The sequence below is a fragment of the Cytobacillus dafuensis genome (assembly GCF_007995155.1).
GTDB classification, from domain to species: domain Bacteria; phylum Bacillota; class Bacilli; order Bacillales; family Cytobacillaceae; genus Cytobacillus; species Cytobacillus dafuensis.
In genome coordinates, this window is record NZ_CP042593.1 from 3,839,436 (window position 1) to 3,852,943 (window position 13,508).

Consider the following 13,508-nt stretch of genomic DNA (forward strand, 5'->3'; position numbering starts at 1 on the left):
AACGTCTGAATTGGACGTTCCCGTTCTTATTCCGTTAAAGCACCAGTTAATGAAATAAGGTAATTTATTTATTATAATCTTACCAGTGTACTTGAAGTTTATTACCATTTGGGTCATAAAAGTGGAAAAATGCATGACCATTATCTTCTATTATATCCTCGACCTTAACTTGATTATCAATTAAGTGTTGATGAAATTTAGATAATTCTGGACTTGTAAAGCCAATGCTAAATTCTTGTTCATTATCAATTGTAAAATGTGCAAATGTTTCATCTTCGGTAGGAACTAAGATAAGTAAGAAAGGTCCTTCATTTACTTTTAAAATTGCAAGTTCCTCAGTATTTTTTAGTAACTTGAGCCCTAATACATCTCTATACCATTGTGCAGACAGTTCTAAATCTTTTACAGGAATTCTAATATAATGTACTTGTTCAATAAATGATTTACTCATAGCCTTCTCTCCTTTAATCCGGTATATCAAATAGTCCCCTTTCTATATACCTTTTTCCTTCCGATTATTGAATTAACCTGCCCTTTAACGGAACAATAAACTTCCTATTATTCGGAAAATTCCGATAACATTAGTTTATCATAAGTTATGTTAACTGAGAAAGAACAACTGTCTAAAACCATTTTGGTTATCGTAAAGTTATCTTTTATATGTTTGATGGTGTCTAAGAATTGGAACCAGCTCAAATAAGTCGCTACACCATTAAAACGCTCATCCAGCTCTTTAAACGGCTGTGATAACTATTTACATTCTGGATATGATAAATCCTTAACTCGCTCCCTACCATTTGCTTTATAGCGATGATGCTCAATTCCTTTTTCTTTGGTATAAGTCATAAACGCCCGCCAAGCATCCGTACATAGAACATTTTGAATTGATAGCTTGGAACCTAACGCTTCGTCCAAACTCTTTTTTATAATCCGCCATTTTCCAATTGTTCTGGAAAACGTTCTCTTTTGGCGGTCTCTAGCTACAAGAACGCATACTTGGTCCTTGCTTATTCCTCTAACTCTGAACTCCCACCGCGTAACCTTGTTTTCGTCCTTGGATATTCCGTTTTCCTTTCTCGGAATAGAGAAAATAGGTTTCATCCATTTCTACTATGCCTTCAAAAAGTTCAAAATCCATCTGCTTTAATGCAGTTAGAATTTTATGCCTCCAATAAAAAAGCGTCACATAATGAGCACCAATGAGTTTAGCTGATTTTCGAAGGGAATACCCCTCAATCATACATTCGATAAACTGAAGTCATTTACTCGGCATATGTGTTCTGTGAAGAGGAGTGTTCGTCATATCTGTGAATGTTTTACAGCACTCTTTGCAGCGGTATCTTTGGCGTTCAATGGTATTGATTGTAGTTTTAACTTGGTATTTACCGAAACGAATGACGTTAGTGGATTGACAATGAGTGCAGGTGTAGCCGTCTTTGTGTTTCTGTTCTGATACATCTTTGAATACAGACTCTGTTTCTGCTGCACTCCCTAATGAGTTTGTAAAGAACTCCTTCAATCGCTGCTGGTCTCTTCGGCTAAGATTTCTGATTTAGTTAATTATGTCCGCTAACACCATTAAAACTCACTCGCTCTCGGTAATTTTAGTTTACCTATTACAGAACAACCGTTCGAGAAAATCAAATAACAACATTATTCTTTTACAAAGCCTTTTTCTAAAAAAATTTATATTGTCATGATTTTATTAATAAGGTTCATACTAACTTCATAAGTATGACCACTGAGAATGTAATTTCAATATAAAGTGGAAACGATCTTTATGAGGAAGTGATTAGTTTGTTAACGATAGAACAACTAAGCCAACTTAAGCAGCAATTAAATGAGGAAAAAGCTTCTTTAGAATCACAGCTACATGGAAATAAAGAAGGCAGCCTTCAAGGAGTAAATGCCCGCGAGACAGTTGGAGAGCTATCTATTTATGATAATCACCCTGCAGATATGGGCTCTGAATTATATGACAGAACAAAGGATTTTGCCTTAGAAGAACATCATGATTCCGAGCTCAATAAAGTAAATGCGGCACTCCAAGCAATGGAGGATCGTTCATATGGAAAATGCAAAGTGTGTGGCAATGATATTCCCTTTGAGCGCCTAGAAGCTCTTCCTTATACTTTATATTGTAAGGAACATAGCCAAGAACAAAGAGTTCCGGGCGATCGTCCAGTAGAAGAAGATGTCCTTGAGCCTGCTCATGGAAATGCCTTTCAGCACCATCAATTCAGGGAAGTCATTGATAATGAGGATAGCTTTCAAGAGGTTGCGCGATACGGAACATCTGAAACACCATCTGACTTAAGAGGCGATTATGAGGACTACAACTCCCTTTACAATGAAGGACATGATGATGAAGGCTTCACAGAGGATTATGAAACATTCATCGCCAATAACATAGAAGGGACAGAAAGAATGATTTTTCCTTCGAAAAAACACGAAGAATACGAAGCCATGCTTGATGAAGTTGGCAGCGATACACCATTCGGAGATGTACATTATCGACGAACAGATGGATATGTAGAAGAAAATGAATAAATGAACGAAGAGCACCTTAGTATTGGTGCTCTTTTATAATGTCTCTTTCCTAAGAGATTGTTGTTCCATGTTCTAGGACTATTATATAAAAATTTCAATTGAATAGTGTTGATGACCGTGAGCGCCATTTTCTTCATGAAACGGGCATCAATGATCGCTTTTGATTACCGCCTACCCCATTTTCTTCATGAGACGGGCATCAAAGATGCCTTTTGATTACCATAAACCCCGATTTTAAAGGAACAAAGTCATCAAAGACGAAAACCGCTTTTTCAATAAGCCTCTAAATTGATTTTATTTTCCAGATGTCTTCTGCATATTCACGTATTGTACGATCACTGGAAAAATAGCCAGATGCAGCAATATTTCTTAAGCTCATCTTTAGCCATTGGTCTTGATTTTCGTAAGTTCTTTCTGCCTGTTTTTGAATATTTACATACGAATCGAAGTCACGAAGTACAAAATATTGATCATTTTCCATAAGCAATGAATCAACAATTGGCTCAAACTCACCATCTACATCAGAAAAGAAGCCATTTATTAATTGATCTACTACTTGACGTATCCTTTTGTCATGATGGTAATAATCCAGTGAATGGTAACCGCCTTGCTGTTCATATTCCATTACCTTTTCTGCAGTTAGGCCAAAGATAAATAAATGGTCGGATCCTACCTTTTCCATCATTTCAACATTTGCTCCATCAAGTGTCCCAACAGTCAAAGCACCATTCATCATGAATTTCATATTCCCAGTTCCTGATGCTTCTTTACTAGCAGTTGATATTTGCTCGCTAATATCTGCTGCTGGAAACACTTCCTCAGCTGATGAAACCCGATAATTTTCTAGGAATACAACCTTTAATTTTTCTTTAGTCATCACATCTTCATTAACTTTATCTGCTACAGTGTTAATGAGCTTAATAATTTTCTTGGCATAATAATACCCTGGTGAAGCTTTAGCACCGAATATAAACGTGCGTGGATGCATTTGGAAGCTTGAGTCCTCTTTCAACCTATTATATAAATACATTACATGTAAAATATTTAAAAGCTGCCTTTTATAAGCGTGAAGCCTTTTCACGTGGATATCAAAAATAGAGGCAGTATCCACTACAAGTCCAGTCTTTTCCTTAATCCTACTAGCTAGCCTTGTCTTATTTTGCTGCTTCACTTGGAAAAGCTGCTGTAGAAAGGAGCGATCCTCCTCATATTTTCTTAATTGAATTAGCTTATTCGGTTCCCAAATCCAATCATCCCCAATTCCCTCTGAAATAAGGCTTGCTAAAAGTGGATTCGCTTTTAACAGCCATCTTCTATGGGTAATGCCATTCGTTTTATTATTAAATTTTCCAGGAAAAATCTGATAAAAAGAATTCATTTCCCTCTTTTTTAAAATATCTGTATGAAGTGCAGCTACACCATTCACACTATAGCTTCCTACAAGTGCGAGATGAGCCATTTTCACCTGATCTTGGGCAATAATGGCCATACTCTCAATTCGCTTCCACTCCCCAGGATACTTCTCCCACAGATGCTGGCAAAATCTCTCATTTATTTCATCTACAATCATATAAATTCGCGGCAATAATGGTTGAAAAATTCGGACTGGCCATTTTTCTAATGCCTCTGATAATGTAGTATGATTTGTGTAGGAAATTGTATTTACAGTTATATGCCAGGCCTCATCCCATCCCATGCCCTCCTCATCAAGCAGTATTCGCATAAGTTCTGGGATTGCAAGAACGGGGTGAGTATCGTTAATGTGAATACTTATGTGCTCATGAAAAGCATGTAAGCATTGATGCTGCTTTTTATAGGAGAGGATAATAGACTGAAGGCTTGCAGACACAAGAAAATACTGCTGTTTTAACCGCAGAATTTTTCCTTCGTCATGCGTATCATCAGGATATAAAAATTCTGAAACTAACTCTGTATCTCTCTTATATTTTAATATATCTTTATGCACTGGATAGGCAGAGGGCTCTGCATTCCATAACCTAAGCGTATTGACAGTTTCCGTTTTATACCCGACAATCGGCATATCATAAGGAACAGCTGTAATTGTTTCAGCATCTATATGGCGAAAAAGAAGCTCCCCATTTTCCTCCTTGCAATCAACACTTCCCCAAAAAGGTACCTTTACTGCTAAATCTTCCCTTCTCACTTCCCACACATGCCCATGCCGAAGCCACTGCTCAGGCAGCTCTACTTGGTAGCCATCCACAATTTTTTGCTCAAACAATCCATGCTTATAGCGAATTCCGCACCCATGTCCCGGTAAATTCAACGAGGCTAAAGAGTCCATAAAACAAGCAGCAAGTCTTCCAAGCCCCCCGTTTCCTAACCCAGCATCAGACTCTATTTCCTCTAGAGCACATAAATCAATCCCTAAATCCTTTAAGCCATCCTTTACGACATCCTCTATCCCTAAATTTAATAAATTATGATAGAGAAGCCTTCCAAGCAAAAATTCAATCGAAAAATAATAAACCTGCTTTCCTTTTGAAGTTCGGTAACACTCATTTGTGTTAATCCATTCTGTACTAATATATTCCCTAACCATATTTCCTAGGGTAGAAAATTGATCACGCTTTGTACTTTCTCCAAAGCTTTTTCCACACATCATCTCAAGCTTTTGTAAAAAGGCTTGTTTAAAATTTTCTTTATTAGAAAACATGACTTTCACTCCTAGAGATGATTTCTGCGTAAAGACTGTTATATTGATAAGCAGACTGTGCCCAGCTGTAATCCATCGTCATCGCATTTTTCACAATCATGTTCCAGCAGGATTCATCCCTATAAAAACTAAGTGCTCTTTGTATCGTAAAAAGCATATCGTGAGCATTAAAATGCTTGAATGAAAAGCCGTTTCCTTTCCCTGTACCTTCATTGAATGACTGAACTGTATCATTCAGTCCCCCCGTTTCTCTAACGATTGGAATGGCCCCGTATTTCATTGCGATCATCTGACCGAGTCCACAAGGCTCGAATTTTGAAGGCATCAGAAAAAGATCGGCTGCTGCATAAATCTGATGGGCAAGCCCTTCGTCAAAGCCAATATATGCTCTAAATTTATTCGGATAGGCTAACTCCATCTCTTTAAAAAATTGTTCATATTGGTCATCACCTGTACCTAGAATCATCATCTGTATGTTATCTGACATCAACTCTTGAAAAACACAGCGTAAGAGGTCAAGCCCCTTTTGCTCTGTCAGTCTAGTGACCATGGCAATAAGAGGAATATTAGCAGCTTTCGGAAGAGCAAATTGTTCTTGTATATGTAGCTTATTTGCCGATTTCTTTTTTAAATTTTTATGATGGTAGCTTTCGGTTAGAAAATAATCGTTTTCAGGATTATAAATGGTCTCATCAATGCCATTTAATATCCCTTCCAAATCAGAAGACCGATGCTGTAATAGAAGATGCAGATTTTCACCATAATGCTCCATTTGTATTTCATTCTTATAAGTGGGGCTGACTGTTGTAATTTTATCAGCTGCCACAATCGCACCCTTCATAAAGTTAATATTGCCATAGAACTCAAGTTGATCAACATGAAAATGACGGTCACTAAGACATAATAAATCAGCTAGTGCTTCCTTCGGCATGATTCCCTGAAATTTCAGATTATGAATCGTAAATACAGTTCGAATGAATTCATATCCTTTTTTTGCTTGATATTCAACTCTTAACAGGAAGGGAATCATCCCTGTATGCCAATCATGACAATGAATAACATCAGGGTAGAACGGAATATACGGAAGAGCATCCAAAACAGCCCTGTTAAAAAAAGCAAATCGCTCGCCATCATCGTAATCTCCGTACAATTTTTCTCGATTAAAATAATATTCATTATCTATAAAATAATAGGTAATCCCTTCATACTTTATCTCTTCAATCCCGCAGTATTGGTTTCTCCATCCTACCTTAACTGTAAATTCTGCTTTTTTAGTCATTTTTGATTTAAATTCGTTTAAAATCAACCCATATTTCGGCAGTATAACCCTGATATCAGTCCCCTGCTTAATAATCTCCTTTGGCAAAGAACCAGCAACATCAGCGAGTCCACCAGATTTAACAAATGGAACACATTCTGAAACAACGAATAATACTTTCACGAATTCATCAGAGCTCCTTGTATCGTTCCTTTTCGAATGACATAGGGTGATTCGTTTGAGCCTTTTAGCAGTGTGCCTGATTCCACCTTGACATCCTTATCTAAAATGACTGAATCCAGACGGCAATTCTCTCCAATTTGGCTCTTTTGCATAATAATGCAATTCCTTACCACTGAGCCTACCCCGATCTTAACACCTCGTGAAATGATGCAATTTTCAACTGTTCCTTCAATTTGACATCCATTTGCTATCATTGAATGATGAACAGAAGCCTCCTTTAAATACCTTGTAGGAGGTTCATCTTTCACCTTTGTATAGATGGGCTGATCCCTTAAGAATAAACTTTTCCATATATGGGGCTGAAGAAGATCTAGGTTTATAGTGAAATATTTATTAATCGTATCAATCATTTCAGCATAGCCTTCATATTCATATGTACATATTTGATAGGAATGATGATAACTTGACACGACATCATGCATGCAAGAATAGCCGGTCATATCCCTCTTTAGAATCAACTCAATAAGCAAGGATGTTTTAATTAAATACATTTCTAATGATCTTCCATGTTTGCGGATTTCCGTAATATCACAGCCTGTTTGAATATGCCTGTCTAGTACAGGCCTGAAATCCATATTAAAAACTGTATAGCAATTGGAAATGAGTGCATATTCCTGTCTGCTTTTTTTGAAATAATCGAGATTGGCTGCAAAATGACTGAAGGAACCGATTCCATGCTTCTCTCCATCAACAATTGGAGAGGGAAAAAAGAAGAGGCCATCTCTTTTTCGATTAAGGTCCCAGTTTTTCCCTGACCCTAAATGATCCATTAAGGATCGATATTGAAATTTCGGGAAAATCGCAACACTTTCAATATCAGAATTCACCATATTAGAGAGGACAAAATCAATGAGCCGGTACCTGCCAGCAAAGGGAAGTGCAGCAAGTGACCTATGGATCATTAATTCTCCTAATTCTTCATGATAGGTTGTCGCATCAATTACACCAAGCAAACGATTCTTCAAACAAAACCCCTCCTATTAGAAACGATGGTAAATTTTTAGAAGTCAGAATTAGAGGCTAGCATAGAAGAAAACTGCTAGCCTATTAAAGTATATTTAGGGAAATTTATCGCAGATTAACGGGCAGTAAGACCCCTACTTCAAGGTTGTGAGAGAATCAAAGAAACCTAAGTTGGGGATCAACTGCCCGTAAAGGCCCGACGACTGACACGATGTCCTAGTCAGGCGAAAGACACAGGACGTGGTGTTTTGAGCGTGATTGGTTCAACTAACCATCAGTGGGGATGAAGCCGACTAAGAACGCCACGTCCTGTGGCAACGTCGGCACTAGCACGTCCTGTGCGTCGAAAAACCCCCACTGATGGAAGTTTCACTTTATGAAACAAATTTTTGCAGCATTTCATTAGAAACTAATACAATCTTATCCTTCTCCTCAGAGCCTCTAATAACCATTCCATCTGGTATACTCATATTGGATGGAATAATCGCATTTTCGATAAAAACATTTTGGCCTATTTTTGCATTTGGCATGATGACTGTTTCACGTATAAACGATCCTTTGCCAATCATTACCCCTTGAAAGAGGACGGATTTTTCAACCTCCCCCTCCACTGTGCAGCCTTCATTGATTAAGGAACACTTTACTCGTGCTTCAGTGGATATATATTGAGGCGGATGATTAGGGTTAACGGAGTAAATCCGCCAGTCATAATCAAATAGGTTTAATTCACATTTTTCATCTAATAAATCCATATTTGCTTCCCATAGGCTTTTTACCGTCCCTACATCCTTCCAATACCCTTTAAATGGATAGGCAAATAAATGTTTCTTTTCTTCTAACAACATAGGAATGATATCCTTGCCAAAATCATGACTTGAATCTGGATTTAAGGCATCTATTTCTAAATATTCTTTTAAGAGCCTCCAATTAAATATATATATTCCCATCGAAGCTAGATTATTTTTCGGTCCAGTGGGCTTCTCCTCAAATTGGATTATTTTCATATCATCGCTTGTGTTCATAATGCCAAATCTGTTTGCTTCCTCCCACGGAACTTCAATGACCGAGATCGTCGCATCTGCCCCTTTTTCTATGTGATAATCAAGCATCAGCTCATAATTCATTTTATAAATATGATCACCTGATAAAACCAATACATATTCTGGATCGTATTGCTTTAAATAATTTAAATTTTGATAGATCGCACTTGCTGTTCCCGTATACCACCTTACTTCAGACGATTCACTATATGGGGGTAAGACAGTAACACCACCGTTTCTACGATCCAAATCCCATGCACTGCCGATTCCTATATAGGAATTTAAGACAAGTGGCTGATATTGGGTGAGGACACCAACAGTATCAATGCCAGAATTCGTGCAATTGCTTAAGGTAAAATCAATGATTCGATATTTACCTCCAAAAGGCACTGCTGGCTTAGCTAGATTTTGTGTCAATGAATGAAGCCTGCTTCCCTTTCCCCCTGCCAGTAACATGGCTACACACTTTTTCTTTGCCATTTCCCTTCCTCTCCTTCCTATGTTTAACAGGACGTAATATGGATACGCTAAATGGTGCGATTGTCATTTTTACTGAGTATGGCTTCCCATGATACGCTTGATTTTCTGTCTTTAAGACTTTTTTATTAATACAATTTGAACCGCCAAATACTTCTCGGTCACTATTAAAAATTTCCCGATAGGATCCGTATTTTGGCACACCTACTTGATATTCATCATAAGCTTGATCTTTAAAATTACAGATCACTACAAGGTGCTCATCCTCTCTTTTTCCAAAGCGGATAAAAGAAAAGATTGATTGCTGATAATTATTTACATCAATCCATTCGAATCCATCCTGTAGAAAATCTAATTCATAAAACGGCCTAGAACGACTATATAGTTTGAGAAGCTCTTTAACAAAAACATTCATTTTTTGATGCATTTCATAATCTAATAAATGCCAATCAAGCTGTTCCTTATCCTTCCATTCTGCAAATTGCCCTAATTCAGACCCCATAAATAGGAGCTTTTTTCCTGGGTGTGCAATCATATAACTAAGAAGCAAACGCATCTGTGCAAACTTTTCCCAGTAATCACCAGGCATTTTGTTTAAAAGAGATTTTTTTCCATGAACAACTTCATCATGAGAAAGCGGGAGAACAAAGTTTTCTTTAAACGCATATAACAACGAAAAAGTCATTTTCCCATGAGCATGAGACCTTGATTCTGGGCTAGTTTCCATATAGCATAGAACATCATTCATCCACCCCATATTCCATTTGTAATGGAAGCCTAATCCGCCATATTGTGTAGGAAACGTAACCTGTGGCCAGTCAGTCGAATCCTCGGCCATCAAAAGGAAGGATGGGTCTCGATCGTAAACGACCTGATTTAATTTTTGCAAAAACTGAATACCAAATGGGCTCTCACTTTTTTCATAACGATTCGGCCAAAATAAAATATTTGCCACTGCATCTAACCGAAAACCATCGATATGATAATATTCCATCCAAAAAATTGCATTCGAAATTAGAAAGCTTTGCACTTCGTTTTTTGAAAGATCGAAATTTGCCGTACCCCAAATCATATTTTCCCGATCCCACTCGTTTTCATATTCATATAAATATGAACCATCAAACTGGTGTAATCCATTCGCATCCTTGCAAAAATGGCCAGGAACCCAATCGAGTATAACCCCAATGCCTTTTTGATGGCATTGATCAATAAAAAACATAAAATCATGCGGAGTTCCGTACCTGCTTGTAACAGAATAGTATCCAGTTCCTTGATAGCCCCACGATTCGTCGAGCGGATGCTCAATAAGGGGTAATAATTCAATATGTGTAAAGCCATGCTCCACGACGTAAGGAATTAATGTATGTGCCAACTCCTTATATGATAGAAATGATCCATCTGCCCGTTTCCTCCAAGAGCCTAAATGAACTTCATAAATCGCAACAGGTTCTGCAAGCAAATTTTTCTTCTCTCTTTTCTGCATCCAAATATGGTCATTCCATTTATAATCTTCAAGGGAATAGACAATAGATGCTGTACCTGGTCTAATTTCTGAATAATAACTAAAGGGATCTGATTTCAAAAAACGATTACCTTCTTTTGTAAAGATTTCATATTTATATAACGCTCCTTGTAAATTGTGATCTATATCGATCACCCAAATACCCTCATTATTAACTCTATGTAAGGGATAGCCCTCTCCATTCCAATCATTAAAATCACCGACTAATCTGATAATTTCTGCGTTTGGTGCCCACAAACAAAACCTTGTACTAACTTTATCCTCCTGCTTAATGACGTGAGAACCAAAGAGTCGAAAACCTTCATATAAAGTACCTTCATGGAATAAATGCATCTCATAATCGGTTGGAGATACAGTATTCATGTAAATCCTCTCCTTTAAACCACACTTCCATGATTATATTCGCTTGTTTACAGAAAAGACCTCGTAAAGATTTTCTAAAGATTTTGACAACAGTTTTGAAGATATGATAATAATCGAAAATATTCAAAATGAATCTCGCCGTTTCGACATAATTTATTGCATTTAATGACAAATTAGAATAAAGGAATAATAAATATATAAAGGAGGAATAGTAATTTGAGTAATAGGGAAGAAGATTTTTTAATTAAAGAGGCAACGAAAAACGAAATAAAAATTCCTGTATTTGGACCTCCAGATGGAAAAATAATGGCCACTGGTGAAATATTCCGAGGACCTTCTACGGGAATTACATCTGAATTTGATTTAGAAAATCCAGGCAGGAAGCTGCTTGAAAAAGATCAGAAGTTTGATTGAGGACCACAAAATTATTATAATTGCTCATTTAGATCAGCTACAATCGTGAAATATTAAAAATCTATAATAAAAGAGCTGCCAACAATATTGTTGACAGCTCTTTTATATGACCCGTACGGGATTCGAACCCGTGTTACCGCCGTGAAAGGGCGGTGTCTTAACCGCTTGACCAACGGGCCAATAATATGGCGGAGAAGGAGGGATTTGAACCCTCGCGCCGCTTACGCGACCTACACCCTTAGCAGGGGCGCCTCTTCAGCCTCTTGAGTACTTCCCCATAATGGCTCCGCAGGTAGGACTCGAACCTACGACCGATCGGTTAACAGCCGATAGCTCTACCACTGAGCTACTGCGGAATAATTATATATAAAAATGGTGGGCCTAAATGGACTCGAACCATCGACCTCACGCTTATCAGGCGTGCGCTCTAACCAGCTGAGCTATAGGCCCACATTATGGAGCGGGTGAAGGGAATCGAACCCTCATCATCAGCTTGGAAGGCTGAGGTTTTACCACTAAACTACACCCGCAAATCTATATGGGGCGACTGATGGGAATCGAACCCACGAATGTCGGAACCACAATCCGATGCGTTAACCACTTCGCCACAATCGCCATCATTAGCTGTATGAATTAACGGCAAAATAAATGGTGGCTCAGGACGGAATCGAACCGCCGACACAAGGATTTTCAGTCCTTTGCTCTACCGACTGAGCTACTGAGCCAAATAATATAATAATGGCGGTCCGGACGGGACTCGAACCCGCGACCTCCTGCGTGACAGGCAGGCATTCTAACCAACTGAACTACCGGACCATATTGCGGGGACAGGATTTGAACCTGCGACCTTCGGGTTATGAGCCCGACGAGCTACCGGACTGCTCCACCCCGCGACAATAATATTTATAAGATTTATCCTATGCTACTAAATAGTAGTAGGACTGTCCCGATCTCAGAAAGCTGATTCAAGCAGCAATTCGATCGGTACAACTCGCAGTTTATTCAGTGAAGTAACGCTTCGTTGCTCCACCCCGCGACAATAAAATATTTAACAATGGAGGAGGAAAGGGGATTCGAACCCCTGCGCGGTTTGACCCGCCTGTCGGTTTTCAAGACCGATCCCTTCAGCCGGACTTGGGTATTCCTCCGAATAAAAACAATATGGTGGACCTTGTAGGACTCGAACCTACGACCGGACGGTTATGAGCCGTCTGCTCTAACCAGCTGAGCTAAAGGTCCATAATTGCATCATATTTAAGCAATAGATATTACATTTGGTAGCGGCGGAGGGGATCGAACCCCCGACCTTACGGGTATGAACCGTACGCTCTAGCCAGCTGAGCTACACCGCCAAATGATTGTATATATTTATTTAATGGTGGAGCCTAGCGGGATCGAACCGCTGACCTCCTGCGTGCAAGGCAGGCGCTCTCCCAGCTGAGCTAAGGCCCCATTGTTTTAGATGGTCGGGAAGACAGGATTCGAACCTGCGACCCCTTGGTCCCAAACCAAGTGCTCTACCAAGCTGAGCTACTTCCCGTTTTTTATGATATTATGGCGCGCCCGAAAGGAGTCGAACCCATAACCTTCTGATCCGTAGTCAGACGCTCTATCCAATTGAGCTACGGGCGCATTATTAATATAAATGGTGCCGAGGACCGGAATCGAACCGGTACGGTAGTCACCTACCGCAGGATTTTAAGTCCTGTGCGTCTGCCAGTTCCGCCACCCCGGCACTTTTGGAGCGGAAGACGGGATTCGAACCCGCGACCCCCACCTTGGCAAGGTGGTGTTCTACCACTGAACTACTTCCGCATTATTTAAATGGTGCGGGTGAAGGGAGTCGAACCCCCACGCCTTGCGGCGCCAGATCCTAAGTCTGGTGCGTCTGCCAATTCCGCCACACCCGCATTATTTAAATGGTGAGCCATGAAGGACTCGAACCTTCGACCCTCTGATTAAAAGTCAGATGCTCTACCGACTGAGCTAATGGCTCATAAT

8 protein-coding genes, 19 tRNA genes and 1 pseudogene are annotated in these 13,508 nt (G+C 39.1%); 2 read left to right on the top strand and 26 right to left on the bottom strand.

Features of this window, described 5'->3' with window-relative positions; translation table 11 throughout:
• Nucleotides 1-79: 79 nt before the first annotated feature.
• Both FSZ17_RS18315 and FSZ17_RS18320 read right to left on the bottom strand, forming a co-directional pair.
• On the bottom strand, nucleotides 80-451 hold the full coding sequence (locus FSZ17_RS18315) for a VOC family protein (RefSeq protein WP_057772310.1): 372 nt from the start codon (nucleotides 449-451) through the stop codon (nucleotides 80-82).
• A gap of 107 nt (nucleotides 452-558) precedes the next feature.
• Nucleotides 559-1,552: pseudogene (locus FSZ17_RS18320) on the bottom strand (IS1595 family transposase).
• A gap of 245 nt (nucleotides 1,553-1,797) precedes the next feature.
• On the opposite strand from FSZ17_RS18320, the gene FSZ17_RS18325 reads away from it, so the two are divergent.
• Nucleotides 1,798-2,550: a TraR/DksA C4-type zinc finger protein gene (locus FSZ17_RS18325; protein ID WP_057772312.1), complete on the top strand. Its 753-nt coding sequence runs from the start codon at nucleotides 1,798-1,800 to the stop codon at nucleotides 2,548-2,550.
• Nucleotides 2,551-2,833: 283 nt separating this feature from the next.
• Here FSZ17_RS18325 and FSZ17_RS18330 read toward each other — a convergent pair whose 3' ends face one another.
• The 5 genes from FSZ17_RS18330 to glgB form a co-directional block, all read right to left on the bottom strand.
• On the bottom strand, nucleotides 2,834-5,227 hold the full coding sequence (locus tag FSZ17_RS18330; protein ID WP_057772314.1) for a glycogen/starch/alpha-glucan phosphorylase: 2,394 nt from the start codon (nucleotides 5,225-5,227) through the stop codon (nucleotides 2,834-2,836).
• Nucleotides 5,217-6,668 carry a glycogen synthase GlgA gene (gene glgA, locus FSZ17_RS18335; RefSeq protein ID WP_057772316.1) on the bottom strand — a complete coding sequence of 484 codons (1,452 nt, stop codon included), beginning with the start codon at nucleotides 6,666-6,668 and terminating at the stop codon, nucleotides 5,217-5,219. Before glgA ends, FSZ17_RS18330 begins: the two co-directional genes overlap by 11 nt.
• Nucleotides 6,665-7,693, bottom strand: coding sequence for a GlgC family sugar phosphate nucleotidyltransferase (locus tag FSZ17_RS18340; RefSeq protein WP_057772318.1), 1,029 nt, complete (start codon nucleotides 7,691-7,693; stop codon nucleotides 6,665-6,667). The genes glgA and FSZ17_RS18340 overlap by 4 nt, the downstream gene beginning before the upstream one ends.
• Nucleotides 7,694-8,065: 372 nt before the next feature.
• On the bottom strand, nucleotides 8,066-9,211 hold the full coding sequence (locus FSZ17_RS18345) for a glucose-1-phosphate adenylyltransferase (protein WP_146846520.1): 1,146 nt from the start codon (nucleotides 9,209-9,211) through the stop codon (nucleotides 8,066-8,068).
• Nucleotides 9,129-11,093 (bottom strand): 1,4-alpha-glucan branching enzyme, encoded by a 1,965-nt coding sequence (glgB, locus tag FSZ17_RS18350; protein WP_185150643.1) that lies wholly within the window; start codon nucleotides 11,091-11,093, stop codon nucleotides 9,129-9,131. Before glgB ends, FSZ17_RS18345 begins: the two co-directional genes overlap by 83 nt.
• Nucleotides 11,094-11,309: 216 nt before the next feature.
• Between glgB and FSZ17_RS18355 the strand changes: the two genes are divergently transcribed.
• Nucleotides 11,310-11,507: a hypothetical protein gene (locus FSZ17_RS18355; RefSeq protein ID WP_057772322.1), complete on the top strand. Its 198-nt coding sequence runs from the start codon at nucleotides 11,310-11,312 to the stop codon at nucleotides 11,505-11,507.
• A gap of 107 nt (nucleotides 11,508-11,614) precedes the next feature.
• Here the strand turns inward: FSZ17_RS18355 and FSZ17_RS18360 are convergent.
• From FSZ17_RS18360 to FSZ17_RS18450, 19 genes are all read right to left on the bottom strand, one after another.
• Nucleotides 11,615-11,686 (bottom strand) — tRNA-Glu (locus FSZ17_RS18360).
• Between the two features lie 7 nt (nucleotides 11,687-11,693).
• A tRNA-Ser gene (locus FSZ17_RS18365) sits at nucleotides 11,694-11,784 on the bottom strand.
• 4 nt (nucleotides 11,785-11,788) lie between these two features.
• Nucleotides 11,789-11,863, bottom strand: a tRNA-Asn gene (locus FSZ17_RS18370).
• A 17-nt stretch (nucleotides 11,864-11,880) separates the two neighbouring features.
• Nucleotides 11,881-11,957: transfer RNA gene (locus FSZ17_RS18375), tRNA-Ile, on the bottom strand.
• Between the two features lie 6 nt (nucleotides 11,958-11,963).
• Nucleotides 11,964-12,037, bottom strand: a tRNA-Gly gene (locus FSZ17_RS18380).
• Nucleotides 12,038-12,046: 9 nt separating this feature from the next.
• Nucleotides 12,047-12,122 (bottom strand) — tRNA-His (locus FSZ17_RS18385).
• A gap of 34 nt (nucleotides 12,123-12,156) precedes the next feature.
• Nucleotides 12,157-12,232 (bottom strand) — tRNA-Phe (locus tag FSZ17_RS18390).
• Between the two features lie 14 nt (nucleotides 12,233-12,246).
• A tRNA-Asp gene (locus FSZ17_RS18395) sits at nucleotides 12,247-12,323 on the bottom strand.
• A gap of 3 nt (nucleotides 12,324-12,326) precedes the next feature.
• Nucleotides 12,327-12,400: transfer RNA gene (locus FSZ17_RS18400), tRNA-Met, on the bottom strand.
• A 162-nt stretch (nucleotides 12,401-12,562) separates the two neighbouring features.
• Nucleotides 12,563-12,655 (bottom strand) — tRNA-Ser (locus tag FSZ17_RS18405).
• Between the two features lie 14 nt (nucleotides 12,656-12,669).
• Nucleotides 12,670-12,746 (bottom strand) — tRNA-Ile (locus FSZ17_RS18410).
• Nucleotides 12,747-12,782: 36 nt separating this feature from the next.
• Nucleotides 12,783-12,859 (bottom strand) — tRNA-Met (locus tag FSZ17_RS18415).
• A 24-nt stretch (nucleotides 12,860-12,883) separates the two neighbouring features.
• Nucleotides 12,884-12,959, bottom strand: a tRNA-Ala gene (locus FSZ17_RS18420).
• An 11-nt stretch (nucleotides 12,960-12,970) separates the two neighbouring features.
• Nucleotides 12,971-13,047, bottom strand: a tRNA-Pro gene (locus FSZ17_RS18425).
• Nucleotides 13,048-13,062: 15 nt separating this feature from the next.
• Nucleotides 13,063-13,139 (bottom strand) — tRNA-Arg (locus FSZ17_RS18430).
• A gap of 14 nt (nucleotides 13,140-13,153) precedes the next feature.
• Nucleotides 13,154-13,242: transfer RNA gene (locus tag FSZ17_RS18435), tRNA-Leu, on the bottom strand.
• Between the two features lie 5 nt (nucleotides 13,243-13,247).
• Nucleotides 13,248-13,322: transfer RNA gene (locus FSZ17_RS18440), tRNA-Gly, on the bottom strand.
• Between the two features lie 10 nt (nucleotides 13,323-13,332).
• A tRNA-Leu gene (locus FSZ17_RS18445) sits at nucleotides 13,333-13,417 on the bottom strand.
• A 10-nt stretch (nucleotides 13,418-13,427) separates the two neighbouring features.
• Nucleotides 13,428-13,503: transfer RNA gene (locus tag FSZ17_RS18450), tRNA-Lys, on the bottom strand.
• Nucleotides 13,504-13,508 lie beyond the last annotated feature (5 nt).

Excerpts from the sequence above, each read along its gene's own strand:
- FSZ17_RS18315 (WP_057772310.1), bottom strand. The coding sequence starts at position 451 with ATGAGTAAATCATTTATTGAACAAGTACATTATATTAGAATTCCTGTA.
- FSZ17_RS18330 (WP_057772314.1), bottom strand. The coding sequence starts at position 5,227 with ATGTTTTCTAATAAAGAAAATTTTAAACAAGCCTTTTTACAAAAGCTT.
- FSZ17_RS18345 (WP_146846520.1), bottom strand. The coding sequence starts at position 9,211 with ATGGCAAAGAAAAAGTGTGTAGCCATGTTACTGGCAGGGGGAAAGGGA.
- glgB (WP_185150643.1), bottom strand. The coding sequence starts at position 11,093 with ATGAATACTGTATCTCCAACCGATTATGAGATGCATTTATTCCATGAA.